14 protein-coding genes and 1 riboswitch are annotated in these 19,151 nt (G+C 56.8%); of the genes, 1 reads left to right on the top strand and 13 read right to left on the bottom strand.

Annotation, left to right across the window (positions count from 1 at the left end):
- Positions 1-18: 18 nt before the first annotated feature.
- The 8 genes from glmM to AC0L7R_RS06435 form a co-directional block, all read right to left on the bottom strand.
- The gene (gene glmM / locus AC0L7R_RS06470) at positions 19-1,365 is read right to left on the bottom strand and encodes a phosphoglucosamine mutase (protein WP_348109134.1); all 1,347 of its coding nucleotides are present in this window, start codon (positions 1,363-1,365) and stop codon (positions 19-21) included.
- Positions 1,358-2,371 (bottom strand): dihydropteroate synthase, encoded by a 1,014-nt coding sequence (gene folP / locus AC0L7R_RS06465; RefSeq protein ID WP_473659688.1) that lies wholly within the window; start codon positions 2,369-2,371, stop codon positions 1,358-1,360. Before folP ends, glmM begins: the two co-directional genes overlap by 8 nt.
- Positions 2,368-3,282, bottom strand: coding sequence for a dihydroneopterin aldolase (locus AC0L7R_RS06460; RefSeq protein ID WP_473659686.1), 915 nt, complete (start codon positions 3,280-3,282; stop codon positions 2,368-2,370). Before AC0L7R_RS06460 ends, folP begins: the two co-directional genes overlap by 4 nt.
- Positions 3,283-3,380: 98 nt before the next feature.
- A complete protein-coding gene (locus AC0L7R_RS06455) occupies positions 3,381-4,055 on the bottom strand; it encodes a cell wall hydrolase (protein WP_473660369.1) in 675 nt (224 codons plus the stop codon).
- 176 nt (positions 4,056-4,231) lie between these two features.
- The gene (locus AC0L7R_RS06450; protein WP_473659685.1) at positions 4,232-6,811 is read right to left on the bottom strand and encodes a putative PEP-binding protein; all 2,580 of its coding nucleotides are present in this window, start codon (positions 6,809-6,811) and stop codon (positions 4,232-4,234) included.
- Positions 6,812-6,860: 49 nt separating this feature from the next.
- Positions 6,861-9,113, bottom strand: coding sequence for a glycine--tRNA ligase subunit beta (glyS, locus tag AC0L7R_RS06445; protein ID WP_473659683.1), 2,253 nt, complete (start codon positions 9,111-9,113; stop codon positions 6,861-6,863).
- Positions 9,113-9,607 (bottom strand): DUF6446 family protein, encoded by a 495-nt coding sequence (locus AC0L7R_RS06440; RefSeq protein WP_348109129.1) that lies wholly within the window; start codon positions 9,605-9,607, stop codon positions 9,113-9,115. Before AC0L7R_RS06440 ends, glyS begins: the two co-directional genes overlap by 1 nt.
- A gap of 32 nt (positions 9,608-9,639) precedes the next feature.
- Entirely contained in the window at positions 9,640-10,560 is a 921-nt protein-coding gene (locus tag AC0L7R_RS06435) for a glycine--tRNA ligase subunit alpha (RefSeq protein WP_247128349.1), read from the bottom strand.
- A 188-nt stretch (positions 10,561-10,748) separates the two neighbouring features.
- On the opposite strand from AC0L7R_RS06435, the gene AC0L7R_RS06430 reads away from it, so the two are divergent.
- Complete coding sequence (locus AC0L7R_RS06430) at positions 10,749-12,527, top strand: trypsin-like peptidase domain-containing protein (RefSeq protein WP_473659682.1); 1,779 nt, start codon at positions 10,749-10,751, stop codon at positions 12,525-12,527.
- A gap of 1 nt (position 12,528) precedes the next feature.
- Here AC0L7R_RS06430 and AC0L7R_RS06425 read toward each other — a convergent pair whose 3' ends face one another.
- From AC0L7R_RS06425 to AC0L7R_RS06405, 5 genes are all read right to left on the bottom strand, one after another.
- Complete coding sequence (locus AC0L7R_RS06425) at positions 12,529-14,115, bottom strand: 5-guanidino-2-oxopentanoate decarboxylase (RefSeq protein ID WP_473659680.1); 1,587 nt, start codon at positions 14,113-14,115, stop codon at positions 12,529-12,531.
- A gap of 1 nt (position 14,116) precedes the next feature.
- Positions 14,117-15,565 carry a potassium transporter TrkG gene (locus AC0L7R_RS06420; RefSeq protein WP_473659678.1) on the bottom strand — a complete coding sequence of 483 codons (1,449 nt, stop codon included), beginning with the start codon at positions 15,563-15,565 and terminating at the stop codon, positions 14,117-14,119.
- A gap of 98 nt (positions 15,566-15,663) precedes the next feature.
- Positions 15,664-16,767 (bottom strand): GTP cyclohydrolase FolE2, encoded by a 1,104-nt coding sequence (gene folE2 / locus AC0L7R_RS06415; protein ID WP_247128424.1) that lies wholly within the window; start codon positions 16,765-16,767, stop codon positions 15,664-15,666.
- 236 nt (positions 16,768-17,003) lie between these two features.
- Positions 17,004-18,194 (bottom strand): O-succinylhomoserine sulfhydrylase, encoded by a 1,191-nt coding sequence (gene metZ, locus AC0L7R_RS06410; RefSeq protein ID WP_473659676.1) that lies wholly within the window; start codon positions 18,192-18,194, stop codon positions 17,004-17,006.
- 67 nt (positions 18,195-18,261) lie between these two features.
- Positions 18,262-18,339, bottom strand: a riboswitch (SAM riboswitch).
- Between the two features lie 108 nt (positions 18,340-18,447).
- On the bottom strand, positions 18,448-19,122 hold the full coding sequence (locus AC0L7R_RS06405; protein ID WP_473659674.1) for a hypothetical protein: 675 nt from the start codon (positions 19,120-19,122) through the stop codon (positions 18,448-18,450).
- Positions 19,123-19,151 lie beyond the last annotated feature (29 nt).

The following is a 19,151-nucleotide window of genomic DNA, read 5'->3' as shown; positions in this document are numbered from 1 at the left end:
CCCCAAGCTGTACGCGATTTAGGACGCCGCCGCTTCGACCTCTGCCACGATCCCGTCGACAACTTCGGTCAATAGATCAGGGTCTTCGCATTCTGCCATGACCCGCACCAAAGGTTCCGTGCCGGATTTGCGGATTAGCAATCGCCCTTTGCCCACCAATCTGGTTTCCGCGTCCGCGATTGCGCCTGTCACGTTAGCCGCTTCGAGCGGGTTTTGCCCTGCCGCGTAGCGCACGTTTTTCAGCAATTGCGGCACAGTTTCAAAGGTTTCGGTCAGTTCGCTGGCCTTTTTGCCGCTGTCGATCATCGCGGCTAGGAACTGGATACCAGCCAGTAAGCCATCGCCCGTGGTCGCGTAATCTGTCATCACAATGTGACCGGATTGTTCGCCGCCAAGGTTAAACCCCTTTTCGCGCATCGCTTCGACCACGTAGCGGTCGCCAACAGCAGTCCGTTCCAGATGCAGACCCTTGCCCGTCAGATACCGTTCGAGGCCAAGGTTGGACATCACGGTCGCGACAAGCGTATCGCCTTGCAAACGCCCCTCCGCGGCCCAGCGCGACGCCATCAGCGCCATTAACTGATCGCCATCTGCGACCTTGCCGGTTTCGTCCAAGATCATCACGCGATCCGCGTCACCATCGAGACAAATCCCCACATCCGCGCCGTGCGACACGATGGTTTCCGCCGCTAACGTCGGGTGCGTTGATCCGCAGCCGTCGTTGATGTTGTATCCGTTCGGGCTGACGCCCACTGGGATCACAGTTGCCCCCATTTCCCACAGAACTTCGGGTGCCACGCGGTGTGCTGCGCCATTTGCGCAGTCGATCACGACTTTTAGACCATCAAGCCGCATGCCGGATGGGAACGTGCTTTTGACACGCTCCGCATAGCGGAACCGCCCGTCGTCGATCCGTTTGGCCCGCCCGATGTTCACCGCTTGCGCCGGTTCAATGTCGCTCGCGATGAGCCGTTCAATTTCGGTTTGCGCTTCGTCGGACAGCTTGAACCCGTCCGGTCCAAAGAATTTGATGCCGTTGTCGTGGTGCGGGTTGTGGCTGGCAGAAATCATAATGCCAACGTCGGCGCGCATGGATGTGGTCAGCATGCCGACTGCAGGCGTTGGCACCGGGCCCAGCAAAAGCACGTTCATACCGGTTGACGTCAGACCCGCCGTCAGCGCGTTTTCGAACATATACCCGGACAGGCGCGTGTCTTTACCGATCACAACACGGTGGCCGTTTGATCCATCATTCCGGAAATAGCGTCCTGCCGCTGCCCCGATTTTCAACGCCATTTCCGCCGTCATCGGGTGAATGTTTGCCGTTCCACGAACGCCGTCAGTTCCGAAAAGTTTCTCAGCCATAATCACTTGCCCCACTTAATGCCATTTGCAGGTTCAGCGCCTGCTTTGTTTCTTTGACGTCATGGACCCTTAAAATCTGCACACCCTGTGCTGATCCATGCAGTGCCAACGCAATCGACCCACCGAGCCGCTGCATCGCGTCACTTTCGCCGGAAACCTCACCAATCAACCGTTTCCGCGACGCACCTAACAGTATCGGCAAACCAAGGTCGTGGTAAATGGCAAGATCCCGCAACAAGCTCAAGTTATGTTGCAAAGTCTTACCGAAACCAATGCCAGGATCGGTAATTATATTCGCACGGCGAATGCCCGCCGCTTCGGCCACGGCGATCCGATCTGCGAGATGGTCGAAGACGTCGAAAGTGACCGCATCGTAATCAGGATTGTCCTGCATGTCTTCGGGCAGGCCTTGCGAATGCATCAGGCAGATTGGACAGTCTGCCGCTGCCGCCACCCCTGCCATGTCAGGGTCAAAACGCATCGCGGAGACATCGTTGATGATGTTTGCGCCTGCTTCGAGTGCGGCTTGCGCCACTGCCGCTTTGCGCGTGTCGATGGAAATTGGCGTGGTGATCCCTGCCTCACGCATTGCACGGATGACGGGCGCGGTTCGGTTGATTTCGTCTTGGATCGAAACCTCTGCGGCCCCCGGTCGCGTGCTTTCGCCGCCAATGTCGAGGATATCGGCATCCTGCGCCATGACCTTCGCGCGTGCGACTGCGGCCTCCACGCTTGCGAGTGTTCCACCGTCCGAAAAGCTATCAGGCGTCACGTTCAAGATGCCCATGATACGCGGCACATCTAACGTCAGGCCACAGATCGCAGGACGATGTGTGCTGATCCGCGTCTGCGCGTCGGGTGTGAGATCATCGATCATGACCTCTTCACCCACGCCGCCACGGTCCCGCAGGATCGCTGTTTCGGTAAAGACCCAAGCGCTGCCGCCCAAACGCCGCGCGTCGTCGTAGGCTGTCAGTTGCGGGACTGGCTGGATGTATTGTGTCAAAGTGAAGTCTCGATCGTTAGGCTGCGCACGGGCACCGTCGCATCCGGTGCGGTGTCGCCGATAACAACCAGTTCTGCCGCGTCGATTTCAGTGGCGAACCAACTGACAAGCGCCAGAGCATCCCGCGCGGATGCCGATGGACCGTCCACTGCGTCGAGAACGATTTTTGACGGTGCCCAGATGCAGATTTGGCCGTTCTTCATCGCCCAATCGAGTTCTGTCCGTGTTTCGACAACCTTGCAACGGTGATCTTTGGCCGCCAAGGTCCACGCGTTTTGCTCAATGGCAAGCAGATCAATCCGACGCTGTGTCATGGCGTGATCAGTTGTTGGGACAGGTAATGCACCCGCCCCCACGCAAAGGATAAGCGGGGCATCTTGGCCGGCAAAGTGATCAATCCAGCCTTTCAGGTTTCCTGACCCGATGGCTTCATTTGACAGGTACACGACGCAGGGGTGCGGCGCTTCTTGGTGGACTTGCGCGTCAGGTGTCGCGCCATCGCGCGCGCGGACGATTTCGACACCGAGCGAAAACGGACCACGATCCAGTTTTTCGATCCGCACGAAAACGCGTTCAGCTTGGGGTTCCAGCAGGATACGTTCGGCCACACGGGCTGCCAATGTTTCCAGCAGATTGATCCGTTCGGCCTGCAGTTCGACACCGATGGCTTCGGTAACGCGGTCATAAGATAGAATGCGGTCCACATCGTCGTCGATTGGGCCAGTCAGCGGCAGGACTTCAACAACGACGTTAAAGCGGACGCGCTGTAGCGTGCCGCGTTCCAATTGGAACGCCCCGATTTCCACCTCAACCGTGTAGTCCCGCAATGAAATACGGTCATAGGGCACATCGGCACTGGCCGCGGCCCGTTCTGATGGATGCGCGAACGCAAGATGGATGTCGTTGGTCATAGGCGTGCCTTTCCGCGCGTGTTGCTTGGCGGAATACGCGCAGATTGCCGCCCTCGCAAGGTTGTCAAAGGCGACAGTCTGGTCAGGCGTTGCGACGTTTAGTTCGACGCTGTGCGTGTTGGCTGACGATAGAACAGGTGAACGCCGTATTTCGCCGTGCGCGGGAAGACGCGCGCCCAAGACGGGTTCACGGCTGTCGTGTGATAATGCGTGGCACCATCGGTCAGGTTCCGGTCTGCCCCGTCAATCAAAAGACGGGCAACTTTACCAACACGACGCCAAGCGGCAGGTTCAGAGATCACCTCTGGCCGTCCGTCACATGTGTAAGTGAATTGGCAGGCGTATTTACGGCCCGTGCCCTGATTGATCACGCCGCACAGTGAATTTGGATAGGCGTTGCTGTCGACGCGGTTCATGATGACCTCTGCCACCGCGAAAAGCCCTTTGGCCGTTTCGCCGCGGGCTTCGAAATACAAAGCCTCGGACAGGCATTGCCACTGTGGGCCACCGGTCGCTGTTGGCAGGCTGGCGAGATACGCATTGTTGTAATCAACGGATTGCGGCGCGGTTGGGATATTCCGTTCGGATGCTGGCGGCAGCGTGGTCAAAGCGGTCAATCGCGCATCAGGGATCACAGCCAAAGCCTGACGTTCCTGCCCCAGAAGTGCGCTTAAGCGGCTGGCCAATACATCTTGTGCCGATGCAGCCCCGCCCGTGAATACCGCACATGCCAAGCCCAATGCTGGCGCGATGCGTCCAAAACCCAATTTCATCGCGACCCCATCGCGTTGCACGTGGTCAAGCCCCACGCAAGCGCTGCCCCTCTAAGGGATCGGGTTCGATGAGTTTACCCCTGCGGTCCGAAGCGGAAATTCGACTGTTGCATGTTTCCACATAGGCAACAATTAAATGGCAGATCATGCGGTTACAGCATGCAATGCATCTAAATCTACGAATTCAACTTATCGCTGAGCGTCAGCTGCGCGGCGGAAAGTCGCGCAACTGGGACGCGGAATGGCGAACAGGATACATAGTCAAAACCCTGCTTTCGGCAGAAATCAATCGCGGCACGTGTTCCACCATGTTCGCCGCACAACGACAGGGTGATATTGCCACGCCCCTTGCGGCCGCGTTCTGCGCCAATGGAAAGCAGTTCGCCAACACCGTCGATGTCCAGACTGTGGAACGGATCTTCTTCGTAGACGCCCTGCTGCACATAGGCGGACATAAACCGACCCGCGTCATCACGGGACAGACCGTACGTCATCTGTGTCAGGTCGTTGGTGCCGAATGACAGGAATTCAGCGTGCTGCGCGATATCTTCTGCCCGCAACGCCGCACGTGGTGTTTCGACCATCACGCCAAGTTTGTAAGCGAAATCGTTTTGACGATTGGTCCGCACAGAGGCCGCAACTGCGTCGATCCGTGATTTGACCAGTTCGACTTCGCGCATGGCGCTGACCACGGGGATCATGATTTCGGGCGCGACCCCTGCCCCGTTTTCATTCGCGTCGACTGTTGCTTCAAAAATAGCACGCGCCTGCATTTCGTAGATTTCGGGGATCGCGATCCCAAGACGGACGCCGCGCATCCCGAGCATCGGGTTATATTCAGCCAAGGCCGCGACGCGTTCTGTCACTTTCGCAAGCGGAAGCGCCAGTTGTTCGGATAAATCGCGCAAACCCGCTTTGTCGGACGGTAGGAATTCATGCAATGGCGGATCAAACAACCGGATACACACGGGCAAGCCCGCCATGATTTCGAACAACGCCGCAAAATCAGCGCGTTGCATGGGCATTAAGCGGTCAAGTACAGCCCGACGATCATCCGCATTATCCGCAAAGATCATCTCGCGCATCACGCCCAAACGGTCCCCGGAAAAGAACATGTGTTCGGTCCGGCATAGTCCGATGCCTTCGGCCGCGAAATTGCGCGCTGTCTGCGCATCGTCAGGCGTATCGGCGTTTGCACGCACACCGATGTCACGTACGTCGTCGGCCCATTGCAGTAGTGTTTGAAACGCATCGTCTAGCGCGGCTTCGACCATGGCTGGCGCACCTGCCAGAACATCACCTGTCGTGCCATCGACCGTTACGATGTCACCTTCGCCAAATTTGCGGCCATCCGGCGCGATAATCTGCGCACGTTTCCGATCAATCGTCAGTGCGGATGCGCCCACAACACATGGCAGCCCCAAGCCGCGTCCGATCACGGCCGCATGGCTGGTGATCCCGCCGCGCATTGTCAGGACGGCGTGTGCCGCATGCATCCCGCGAATATCTTCTGGTGTGGTTTCGCGGCGTACCAAGATACAGGCTTCACCGCGGGCCGCACTGGCCTGCGCATCGTTCGACGTAAAGACGATCCGGCCAGTCGCCGCACCCGGGCTGGCCGCGATCCCTTTGACGATGAAATCACGCGCTGCACTGGGGTCGACCTGCCGATGCAGCAATTCTGACAACGCGGCCGGTTGGATACGCATAACCGCTTCTTCGCGCGGGATGATTTTGTCGGTCGCCAGTGCGACAGCGATCCGCACTGCTGCCTGAGACGCTCGCGCAACCCGCACGGCATCCAGAATCCATAAGGTGCCAGATTCAATCGTAAATTCGACGATCATTTCTTCGCGGAGCTTACGGCGGCAGACATCACCAATGGCGATCAGTTCCGCAAATACGCTAGGTGCGCGGTCTTCCAATGACGGGCCGCGATCATCGCGGGTCAGGTAGATCGCGTTATCTGCTTCGATCAATGCCTGACGCCGTTGGCTCTGCGCAACGTAGCGGCCGGTCACTTGTGGCAAACCGGTGCTGCTGTTGACGTATTGGATCAGGCCCGCCCCACATTCGCCTTCACCCAGTCCCATCGCCATTGCCTGAACAACAAGACCAAGCCCTGCATCAATCGGCGCTCCTTTGGCTTCACGCAGCAAACGGGCCGATGTGCCATCCCAAGCGCGCGCCATGGACCGCAATGCGTCACCGAGTTGAACAGCCGGATCGTCCGGGAAAGTTTCGTCGGTTTCGTATTCATAAGCTTCAACGGCACGTTTCAACGCCTCAGCATCTGTGCAATCCGGATATTCAAACGCCTCTGGATCAAGACGGTGAACGTGTACCGCATAGGACTGAACAAACCGTAAAAAGATGCGCGTTGCCGCAGCTTCACCAATGGTTTCGCAAAGGCGAGCGTGCTGTGCGGCATTCATACCGATGTTCAGAATCGCACCCGGCCCGCCCCAATCGGGGTCTTGGCTGGATGGACGGATCGACAACAACGGCGCGTCGCCAAAAGGGGCAAGGATGCTGGCCATATCCGGCATGTGCCCCTTCGCGATTTGTTTCACCGCATCGAAGCTGAGCGCAATCGTCTTGGGCACAGGCATATCGAGCCGCACAAGACGTTGCAGGCATTTCGCCCGCCCGCCATGCACGTCAGCGGCCATCGCCGCCGTCGGCGTGATAAGCGTGATGGACTGGAAACGTGACACTTGCTGCACTGCGGCGATCCTTATGTTCAACCGCAGCATAAGACCCTGAACGCTTGTGCGTAAAGGTTTGTTCCCAGAAACGTAGCGTTTAACCCTCGATAAGGGTCAGATCGGCCACGCTAAGACAGATCGTTCTGATCCGGCTGAGCAGGTTCAGACGGTTGCGGCGGACGATGGTTGCATCCGCGTTTACCTGAACATCCGTAAAGAATGCGTCAATCGGGCCGCGCAATTCTGCCATGGCAGTCATCGCGGTGCTGAAGTCTTCGGCCTGCATCGCGGGTGCGATTTTGGCGTCAGCAGCGTCGAGTGCGGCAAACAACGCCTTTTCGCTATCGTGTTCAGCGTACTTTAGGTCCGCCCCGTAAGAGTATTCGACACCGTCTTTTTCTTCGGCCTGGGTCAGGATGTTGTTCGCGCGTTTGAAGCCTTGGATCAGGTTTTCACCGTCGTCGGTTTTCAGCGTTTCAGCAAGCGCCTGCGCTCGTTTTACCAACAGCGTCAGATCGTCATTGCCCGGCATCGCGATGCAGGCGTCGATGATGTCATGACGGATGCCTTGGTCCTTGAGGAAGACCTTGAGACGGTCGTGGAAGAACGAAAGAAGGTTCACGCTTGTGTCTGGCACCCGCTTTGACACGCCGTCAATCCACGATCCTTCGCTAAAGTCGGGCTTGACCTCTGCGTCGTCGAAACGCTTCTGGACAGTCAGGAATGCTGACTTGAAGATACCATGCTCCGCGATTTCCCGCAGCGTTTCTTCCATCGTGTGCAAATCAGGTTCACTGACGTCGCTATTCACAGACCGGATTTCATGTCGCAAGAATTCAGCGTCAAACGCCTTATCCAAAGACATCCGCACATTGTTGGTGAGGATCAACCGAATGACGCCTAAAGCAGAGCGCCGGAGCGCAAATGGATCTTTTGATCCTGTGGGCTTTTCGTCGATCGCCCAGAAACCAGTGAGTGTGTCGAGCTTGTCGGCCAGAGCAACGGCCACGGAAACAGGCGCTGTCGGCACGTCGTCGGACGGGCCGAGCGGCGAGTAATGTTCTTGTGCAGCCGCGGCCACAGCGTCAGATGCACCGGCTGATTTTGCGTAATAACGCCCCATAAGTCCTTGAAGTTCAGGGAATTCATAGATCATTTCCGACCGCAGATCAGCCTTGGCGATACGCGCAGCCTCTGCTGCTTCATCCGCGTCCGCGCCGACAACAGGCGCAATTTCACGCGCCAGTGCCACGATCCGCTCGACACGATCAAACTGCGATCCCAGTTTGTTGTGGAACGTCACGGCTTTCAGGCCTTCGGTCCATTCCGCCATGCCCGCTTTGGCCACGCGCAAATCGTTTTCCCAGAAAAATTTTGCGTCAGAAAGCCTTGCAAACAATACCTTTTGGTTGCCTGCGAGAATGGTCGCGCCATCATCTTTGGTTTCGATATTCGCGACCGTGACAAAGCGTTCGATGCGGTTCGTTTTCCGGTTCCGGACCGAGAAAAACTTCTGGTGGTCCTTCATCGAGGTTTGCAGCACCTCTGGCGGCATTTCGAGGAAGTCGTCAGCGATGGTGCCCATCAACGTGACAGGCCATTCGACGAGGTTCGCAACCTCTGCCAGCAGACCGCGATCTTCGACGATCTCGAGGCCCTGTGCGAAGGCTTGGTTTGTGGCGTCGTGCCAGATCAATTCGGCCCGTTCTTCTGCGCGCAGAACAACCTTCGCGCGCTTGAGCTTTGCCTCGTAATCCTCGAAAGATACGACAGAAAACGCGTCTGGCGCCATAAAGCGATGTCCGCGTGTTTGATTGCCCGCTTTGATGCCGTCGATGTCCAGCGGTACGATTTCGGCCCCTGCTTCATCGCTGAGGATACAGATGATGGAATGCAATGGGCGGACCCATTTCAACGCACCTTCACCCCAGCGCATTGATTTCGGCCACGGGAAATTCCGGATCGTTTTTTCCAGCACTTCGGCGATGATATCCGCAGCCATCCGGCCCGGTTTTTCAACAACCGCAAAGTAAACTTGGCCTTTTTTGACGTCGCGGATTTCAAGCTGATCTTTGGTTAATCCGGTGGACCGCAAGAAGCCTTCCAACGCTTTGTCAGGCGCCGTTGTTGCAGGGCCTTTGCGTTCTTCGCGGACCGCTTTGCTTTCCGATGTCAGCCCTTCCAAGGACAGCGCCAAACGGCGTGGCGTTGCGAACGCAGCCGCACCCGCATAGGTCAAACCAGCCTCGACAAGACCGTCAGTGACCAGTTTTTGCAGGTCTTTCGCGGCATTGGCCTGCATACGCGCAGGGATTTCTTCGGAGAAGAGTTCAATCAGAAGATCGGCCATTATTGCAGTCTTTCCGGTGCTGGTGGGCAATGTTCGGGTGCGCGGTTGCCATCGAAGACAACTTCGCCACATTCGTTAATTTGGTGCCACGCGAATGCGCGACCGTCAGGATAAACTGCGATCACGCGGTCGATCCCGTATTGGATGTTTTCGATGCCCATGAACGCCACGGCAACGCCAGACGACAGGTCGTCGCCTAGTTCACCTGCTTGGAAGCAGTCGAACCAGCCCGGCGCGTTCAGCGGTTCTGCCGCGTCATAGATTTCGTACGTCTCGGTCAGGAACCCGAAGCTGAGCGAAGTATCAAAGCACGCGCGGAACCGCAGTGGGCTGCTGTCGCTATCAATTGCGTTGAAGTTTTCGAACAAAATCGGTTCCGGCTCGCCCGTGAACAACGAAGTCATTTGCACATCTTCAACTTGAAGCGTGACTTCTTCGTAGTAGGCGTAAACCTGAAGATAGTAGAGCGCGATGCCCGCAGCGATAGCTGACATGATGATCCCTCCTATAACGAGACGGGCAATATTCATGCCGCGTGACCGGCGGCAGCGGTGAGTACAAACGCATCCGCGCATGATTTCGTCAGCGCACGCACCCGTCCGATATAGGCTTGGCGTTCCGTGACAGAAATTACCCCACGCGCGTCGAGCAGGTTGAACACATGGCTGGCCTTGATCGCTTGGTCATAAGCCGGATGCGCCATGATGATGCGTTTGCCGGTTTTCGGGTCAACGTGTTCCTCGGCCAAAATGCGGGCACATTCGGCTTCCGCGTCTTTGAAATGCTGCAATAGCGTGTCGGTGTCGGCCACGTCAAAGTTCCAGCGCGCGTATTCTTCTTCGGTCTGTTTGAACACGTCGCCGTAGGTCAGCGCGATTGGTGCGTCTGGGTCGTTGTACGGCATGTCCATCACGTGATCGACGTCGAGGATATACATCGCGAGCCGTTCCAGCCCGTAGGTCAATTCGCCGGACACGGGTTTACAGTCGTAACCTGCAACCTGTTGGAAATACGTGAATTGGGACACTTCCATGCCGTCGCACCAAACTTCCCAGCCAAGGCCCCACGCGCCCAATGTCGGGCTTTCCCAATCGTCTTCGACGAAGCGGATGTCGTGCATGTCAGCGTCGATGCCGATCGCTTTCAAAGACCCAAGGTAGAGGTCCTGAAGATCAGGTGGGCTTGGTTTGATCAGAACTTGGTACTGATAGTAATGCTGCAGGCGATTCGGGTTTTCGCCGTAACGCCCGTCTGTTGGCCGCCGCGACGGCTGCACATAGGCCGCAGCCCACGGTTTTGACCCGAGCGAGCGCAATGTCGTGGCAGGGTGGAATGTGCCTGCGCCAACTTCCATGTCGTATGGTTGCATCATGGCACAGCCTTTGGTCGCCCAGTATGACTGGAGACGCAGGATGATTTCTTGGAAACTACGTGGTTTGTCGGCCATTTCGCCCTCTTTTCGGTTTGGACGTTCAATAGGCTGCACGGCGGACAGGGTCAATTAGCAGCTATGGGGTATTTCCCCAGAAGAAACTCGCTTATGAGGTCTAGAATCTTGCTGCACCTGTCTGGTTCTCTGCTAAGTTCCGCGTCGCATTAAGGTTAACGTAAGTTTTTGAAGTCTATGGATCACACATGATCAGAGTTTTTCTCGCAGTAATCGCATTCGCTTTCACGCCAATCGGCGCGGCCGCACAACAAAGCCCGGTTTGGGTGCAGGTTGAGGCACAGCCGACCCTGACCGGCGCGCAGAATCGCGCCCGTGCTTTTGACGCACGGCTCGACAACGTGGCGGGCTACTACATCGGATCAGGCTGGTACGGCATCGTCTTGGGCCCATACACACGCGCAGACGCAGACGTGTTGTTGGCCAATCTACGGCGCAGCGGGCAAATCCCGAGCGATAGCTTTATTGCGGATGGTCGCAATTTTCGTCAACAGTTCTGGCCAGTTGGCGTGGGTGCACCCACGACGGCACAGCCTTTGCCGACGACAGAGCCGTCGCTGGAGGAATTGGCGCGCGCGATTGCGAACACACCTGATTTGCCGCCTGAAGCTGAAGACCTGGTGGTCGTGCCAGTGATTGCCCCAGATGAAACGCCTAACGAAGCCCGTGCGTCTGAAGCCGCGTTGAGCCGCGCCGCGAAAGAGCAGTTGCAAACGGCTTTGAAATGGGCCGGCTTTTACGATGCTGCGATTGATGGTGCTTTTGGGCGCGGAACACGGCGGTCGATGGGCGAATGGCAGGTTGCCAATAACTACGAACCGACCGGCATTTTGACGACAAAACAGCGCGCCGAGTTGATTGGCGCATACAATGCCATTCTGGATGGCATGGACCTGCAGTTGATCCGTGATGACGCCACGGGCATTGAAATGGTGATTCCGACTGGCGTTGTGGCCTTCGACAAATATGAGCCACCCTTTGCGCAGTTCGAACCAAAAGGCGATCTGGCCGCACGCGTATTGTTGATTTCGCAGGAAGGCGATCAGGATCGCTTGTTCGGCCTTTATGAAATCCTGCAGACATTGGCGATTGTCCCGACAGAAGGCCCCCGCCGCCGCCGTGACCAATCGTTTGAAATCGAAGGCATTGGCGAAGGCATTCATTCCTACACCACAGCCACATTGCGTAACGGTCAGATCAAAGGCTTTTCATTGATTTGGCCGACTGGTGACGAAGCACGCCGCGTTCGGGTTTTGGATGCGATGAAGGCGAGTTTTGCGACGGTTGACGGTGTCCTTGATCCCGCAATTGCAGCCCCAGACGACAGCCAAGCGATTGATCTTGTGTCCGGTTTGGCCGTGCGCAAACCAAAACTGTCGCGGTCGGGTTTCTTCGTAGATGGTCAAGGTGACGTTCTAACAACGGCGGAAGCGGTTGGCGAATGCAGCCGTATCACAATCGACGAAGTCCATGACGCACAGGTCGTTCACACGGACGAGTTATTGGGTTTGGCCGTGATCCGGCCCAACACACCGTTGGCCCCCGCAGACGTGGCGCAGTTCCAAACCGGTGTACCGCGTTTGCAGTCCGAAATTGCGGTCGCGGGCTATCCATACGGCGGAGTATTGACCACGCCGTCGCTGACGTTTGGCCGACTGGCTGATATTCGCGGTCTGAACGGCGAAGACGAATTGAAGCGTTTGTCATTGACGGCCCAGCCCGGTGATGCGGGCGGGCCTGTGTTCGACAATGGTGGTGCGGTTTTGGGTATGTTGTTGCCTCGCGCCAGCCGGAACGGGCAGCAATTGCCGCCCGAAGTCAGTTTTTCAGTCGACGCGACACGCATCGTGGCGTCGCTGTTGCTGGCTGATGTACGGCTTGAGACAACGGACACTGTCGCCTTCCTGCCGCCAGAAGCGTTGAACCAGAAGGCCGTTGATGTGACCGTTCTGGTTTCTTGCTGGTAGGTTAGATCGCGATTTTCGCGTTCACATAGATCAGTGTTGGGCCTTGGGTTTCCAAGGCCTTTCGCACAGCTTCTTGCAGTTCGTCCAAAGACTCTGGCGCAGCTGACGCGGCCCCGAACGCTTCTGCGAATTTCACAAAATCAGGGTTCTGCTGGATCACTGCGTTTGGTGCGATTTGGGCGGCCACCATCGAATCTTCGATTTCGCCCAGCTTTCCATTGTCCCAAAGAACGATGGGCAGGTTGAGCTGTAATTCCACCGCAACCATCAGTTCTTGCAGGGTATATTGGAAGCCATAGTCACCCGCGATGGCGACTGTGGGTTGTCCTTTGCGCGCAATCGCCCCGCCGATCCCCGCAGGTAGTGCGTAGCCGAGCGTGCCAAAACCGGTGGGGTGGTGCCATAGGTTCGGCGCGGACATCGGCCAGATTTCCAACGCGGCATAGGCAAATTGGGTCATGTCAGAGTAAACGACGGTGTCCGCAGGCAGGGCCGCGCGCAACGCATCGGCGACGGGCAGAATACCGGGCCGTTCGCTGTTCACCTCTGCGCGCCACTTTTGACGTTGCTCCGCGACGGCGATTTCAGTCCATTCTGTCTGTCCGGACCAATCGCCGCGCATGCGCCAAAGTTCTTTTGCTATTTGCCCCGCATCCGCATGAATCCGCGCAGTTGCCGGTCGGTCGTTCAATTCATCAGCGTCAATGTCGATGCGAATAAATGTGCCAGATTGCCCGAGATCGTCGCGCCACAGGTCAGTTTCGGACAGTTCCGTCCCGACTGCGATCACGACATCCGCGCTTGCGATCACATCCGCAGACCCAGGCCGCGCAAGGCTGCTACCGAAGTGCAGACCGCCCTCGGCGAACATGCCCATTGCAGCGTAGGTCACAAAACTGGCCGCCCCTGCAGAAGTTACCACGTCGCGCCAAACGTCGGCACCATCGCGCGCCCCGCCGCCGAAAATGAACAGCGGGCGTTTAGCCGTCGCAATTGCATCGAACACGATTTTTGTCACGTCGTCAGGGATATAGCCTGCGGTGACTTGCGTCGTTGGCACGGGTGCTGCAGGTGCCAATGCCTCAAGCACTTCGATCGGTACTTGGATATGTTTCGGGCGTTTGCGGCCTGTCGCGAATTCGGTCAACGCGCGGTCGATCAGCTGGTAAGCGGAATCTGCGTCCATCGCGGTCAGCGACCAGTCACATACGGTGCCCGCCGCGATTTCCTGATCCTTCATTTCGTGCAACCGTCCGCGCCCCATGCCGAGGTCAGCGCGATTAAGGCAGCTAGAGATCACCAACATCGGCACTGAATCCGAATAGGCCTGCCCCATCGGCGTCATGATATTGCAGAGCCCCGGCCCCGTGATCACGTAGGCGACCCCCGGTTTTCCGGTCGCACGTGCGTAGCCGTCTGCCATAAAACCCGCACCCTGTTCATGACGGGCCAGCACGTGTGTCAGCCCCGCTTCTTCGATACCACGGTACATTTCTTGGTTATGCACGCCGGGAATCCCAAAAATAACCTCGACGCCGCGTGATTTCAGCATGTGCGAGATTTGCGCACCGAGCGGGCGTTGGGTCATGTTAAGATCTCCAGAACTTGGGGGTAAGGATGGCCAGAACCACCATGATTTCGAGGCGGCCAACGAACATCGCGATGGCCAAAATCCACTTAGCCGCGTCGTTGATACCTGCGTAATTGCCTGCCGGTCCGATTTCTGTCCCCAGCCCCGGTCCAATGTTGGCCACAGCCGCAGCCGCGCCGGAAACAGAGGTGATAAAATCCAGCCCCGTCATGCCCAAAAGGACGGCGATGAAGCCAAGCAACAGCAAGAACGCCACGAAAAACGCCATGACGGAGTTGAGGACGTCCTCTGACACGGTTTTGCCGTCATAACGGGGTGTGAAGACGCCGTGGGGCGAGTGGATTTGCCGGATTTGGCTTTTGATCGAGGCGAAAAGCAGTTGGTAGCGGAAGACTTTGACGGAACATGATGTTGATCCCGCACAGCCCCCGACAAGCCCGATAAAAAAGAACATCACGACGGGGAATGTGCCCCATGTCATATAGTCGGCGCTAGCGTATCCTGTGCCCGAAATGATGGATGTCACGTTAAAGAGCGCCTCGCGAAACGCGAGTTCCGATAGGACGCCTTGCCGCCCCCAGACCCATGATGTGATCAGGAGCACGCAGATCGTGATAACGCCAAGAAAGCCGCGGATTTGGGGGTCGGACCACAATGGTTTTGCCGACCCAGCCATCAGTTGCACAAAGCGGACGAAGGGCACCGCTGCGAGCAACATAAAAACAATCGCGATGTAATGGGTCGACGCGCCGAACCGCGAGAAGGATGCGTCGGTATTGGCCATGCCGCCAGTCGAAACCGTCGTCATCGCATGCACGACACTGTCAAAACGTCCCATGCCGGAAGCGGCATAAGCGAAGGCACAAGCAATCGTCAGGCCAATGTAGATTGTCGAGATGGAGCTCGCGATTTCCCCCGCCCGTGGCAGGATTTTTCCCATGGTATCAAAGCCTTCGGACCGGAAGATTTGCATACCACCAACCCGCAGTTCGGGCAGAAACACCATCGCCACAACAATAATTCCGACGCCGCCAAGCCATTGCAGGATGCCGCGCCAAAGCTGCAATCCGCGCGGCAACCCGTCGAGGCCGGTAAACACCGTCGCACCAGTTGTCGTCAGGCCAGACATTGCTTCGAAAAATGCGTCGGTGAAATTCGCCTCTGTCGCGCCCAGTACAAATGGAATTGCGCCGAAAATAGGCAGCGTAATCCAGACGAGTGACGTCAATAGGAAGGTCTGGCGCAGGGACAACCGTGCTGCCGTCCCGTTCGAACATGCCATTGATGTTAAAACACCCGCAAGGATGGTCACAATAGCGGCCTCGAAGAACACGGGCCATTCGCCGTTTTGATCCACGATATCAATGGCCAAAGGCCCGAGCATGGTCACGCCAAGCGAAGCCACGAGCAGGCCAATAACATATCCAACTGGGCGTAAGTCGATCATCCTGCAGGGTTGGCCTGCGGGGGGTATAGTGTCAAGAGACTGCGGCGTGAGAACGGCCACTGCCGTGGCCATTCGTTCACAGGTTCGGCGGGGCTATTTTAGCCGACGTGGAACAACGTCGCGAACATTTTGGGGTCGATGCTATCCGCCGCGAAGGTTTCGCCTTCCGTCAATACCGACACCGCATCATGGCTGTGCAGGCTTTCCTGATGGCTTGCCACGACGCGGAAATCGCCAATACGCGGGTCTTTCAGCAGTTGTTCACAGAAAAGCCGCGCCGCATCTTCAACGAAGATCGGGTTCGCTGCGTTCAGTTCTGCAAAGGCCTGTTCGTCTTCGCGTTTGACCATCACTTGCGTTTCCGTAGGTACAGCTGCGCGGGCCATGTCGATCAGGTCTTCGAACCAAAGGATGCTTTGCCCTTCTTCCAGCTTCACTGAAATCCGCGCGACGGACCGCTGCGAATGCGGTGTCGCCAATTGCCCGCGGAATTGGCGGGCATGTTCGGAAAGTTCAAGTGAACATGGGCAGGTAGACGAATAGACATAGTCGAAATGTACGATTTTGCGCCGTACGCCGTCTTGTTCCACAAGTTCCAACGCGATGTCGTAGTACTGGTACCCAGACAGACCGGACCGCAGGCTTTCAACTTTCATCGGGAAAGACAGCCGCATTTGAATGCGTGCATCAAAACTTTCAAGATCGGTCTTATAGGCATCCAGCGCCCGTTCGATCACGTCGAAGCTAAAGGTTTCTTCAGCGTGTTTGTAAAACGTCCGCATGATGCGGGACATGTTGATACCCTTCTTTTCGGCATCAAGCGACACTGTGCCCGTCACAGATGTTTCCAGCGTCAGATCGCCATTGTCACGGGTGCGGAACCGGATCGGGAGGCGAAAATTGGAAATGCCGACGTGTTGGATTTGCTGTTTCGTGCCACGGATCAGCGACGACGGGCCGTTTTGCAGGTCAGGCATGCTCGCCTTGTAGGCATCATCGACTTCAAACGCGTCGGGGTAAGCGCGCGCTAGGGCGGGATAGTTTGAGACTTCCTGACCCGGGATCAGGCGTGACACCAGCGGGTCCAACGTTGCGACTTCTTCTGCTGTGACGTCTCCTGCCCAGCGCCGTAGCAACGCCAATGCGGCCTCGGCTTCTTCGCGCGATGGTTCACGGTCTAGGTCTGGCGAATGAATATTCATGGCAAGGTCTCCCTGCTGGCTGCCCGCACCATCCATATGGGGCGATTGTGACAGCTTTCCACTGATACCATCTAAAATACGCGTGATAGCGTCGTTTGGATCAGACATGAGGGTATTCTTTCGCGTGTTTAGGTCTGGATAGCATAGCTATGTCTGACCTGAACGCGACTGTCTTTTTCGACAGGTTTTAACCGGAACACGCCGCATTGGCGCGTTCCGGATTGTTCGGCGTCGACTTAGGCGATGGTATCAAGTGCCGATTGTAGATCAGCGAGAAGATCGCCTGCATCTTCAAGCCCGCAGGAAATCCGCACGATGCCATCGCTGATCCCCAGCTCAGCACGATGTTCGGGTTTCAGCCGCTGGTGCGTCGTGGTCGCCGGATGGGTGACGATCGATTTACTATCGGCAAAGTTGTTGGAGATGGTGAAAATCTCGAGAGCGTTAAGGAATTTGAACGCCTCTTCTTTTCCGCCTTTGACCTCAATCGCCAAAACCGTCCCACCGCGTTTGCATTGCCGTTTTGCCAGCGCATATTGCGGATGCGATGGATGCCCTGGATACACCACCTTGTTTAGCTTGGGGTGATCGGCAAGACCGTTGGCCAACACTTCTGCTGTATCGCATTGGGCATCGATCCGCAGGTCCATCGTGTCCAATGACTTCAGCATGACCCACGCGTTAAACGGCGACATCGCCCCGCCTGTGTGTTTCAGGTAGGCCTCTACCGGGCCACGCACGATGTCACGTTTGCCAAGGATGATCCCGCCCAGACAACGCCCCTGCCCGTCCACGTGTTTCGTGGTGGAATAAACGACAAGGTCAGCACCAGCTTCGATGGCATAGGAATAGGTTGGCGTCGCAAAGACGTTATCGACCACAACCATCGCACCAACTGCATGCGCCATGTCAGCGACCGCTTTCAGGTCGATGACCTCAAGCACAGGGTTGGACACGCTTTCGAGGAAAACCATGCGCGTGTCGGGGCGAATGGCCGCTTTCCACGCGTCCAGATCGCGCCCGTCGACCAGCGTGATTTCGACGCCGAAGCGCGCAAGGATGTCTTCGAGGATATACAAACAGGACCCGAACAAAGCCCGCGACGACACGATGTGATCGCCCGCTTTGACCAAAGACATCAGTGCGCCATTGACTGCCGCCATGCCTGACGCGCAGGCAAAACCGGCTTCTGCGCCTTCAAGGGCGGCCATCCGGTCTTCGAACATCGCCAAGGTCGGGTTGCCGTAGCGGGCGTAGATAAATTCGTCGCCTTCGATCTGGATGAAGCGCTGTTCGGCGTCTTCTGCCGTGTCGTAGACAAAGCCTTGGGTCAGAAAAATTGCTTCCGACACTTCGCCGTATTGGCTGCGCCGCGTACCGGCATGGACAGCCTGCGTGCGACGGGACCAGTTTGATGAGTTGGACATCTATTCGTTCTTTCGGTTCAGGGGGCGCTTTTCAAAGCAAAACCCCGACACCGGGCAAGGCATCGGGGCGTAAATACCCGCAGCCTTTTTAGCGAATTATTTAACGTGGCCCGCAATCCGGTCACAAATCACCACGCCTGTTCGGATAGTCAGCAGGACGCGAGACGTCAACAGGCGTTCACCGTGGTGCGTTCACAATCACGTAAAAAGGGCCGCCAGTTGGCAGCCCTTCTATGTCTTTATTTGGGATCAATTAATCCGCTGCGAAGATAATCGCGAATGCGTCGCTTTCCGCGAAATCTTCGAGTTCTTCGATGTCGTCTTCTGTCAGGTCATCAATATCGGTTGTCGATGTGATTGGCAGCCCAACCCCCACGCCAACGACGCCTTCAGTCGTGAAGCTGCCGAAGACGAGCCCTTGATAGCGCCCGTTACCCGCGCCGCTGCCGCTCAGGGTGCCGTCGATGCTGGCTGCCATGAAAGCATCCCCTTCGAAGTCTTCAGTCACTTCACCTTCGGAAAGCGTGATTGTCCCCGTTTTGCTGTTCCCGTTCGAATCGACAAAGTCACCGAAGCTACCGGTCAGAGTGCCTTCGTCACCTGAAAATGATGTTTGCAGAGCGACGCTGCCGGCCAATGTTGGGGTCGGCAGGTCACTGATGTCGTCAACCTCGTCAATATTGAGCGTACCGATTTCGGAATACACAATTGCGTCACCTTCATAGCTGGCGCCACCGGCGGCAGACAGCGTTGAAAACTGCGCATATTCGACAGAATCATTCAAACCCGCCGTCAGAACCGGATTGGTTTCGAAATCGTTCAACACGTCATCGAAAGTTGAGCCTCCGCCAGCGCTGCCTCCGCCACTGCTGCCGCCGCATGCAGCCAGAGCAAGAATGGAAGTTGAAATAAAAAATGTCCGTATCATAGGTAACTCACTATTTGTTGGTTTCAATT

The sequence above is a fragment of the Yoonia sp. D2-7 genome (assembly GCF_055809435.1).
Note: the sequence above shows the minus strand (reverse complement) of the source record. Positions and strands in the feature narration are given on the sequence as shown.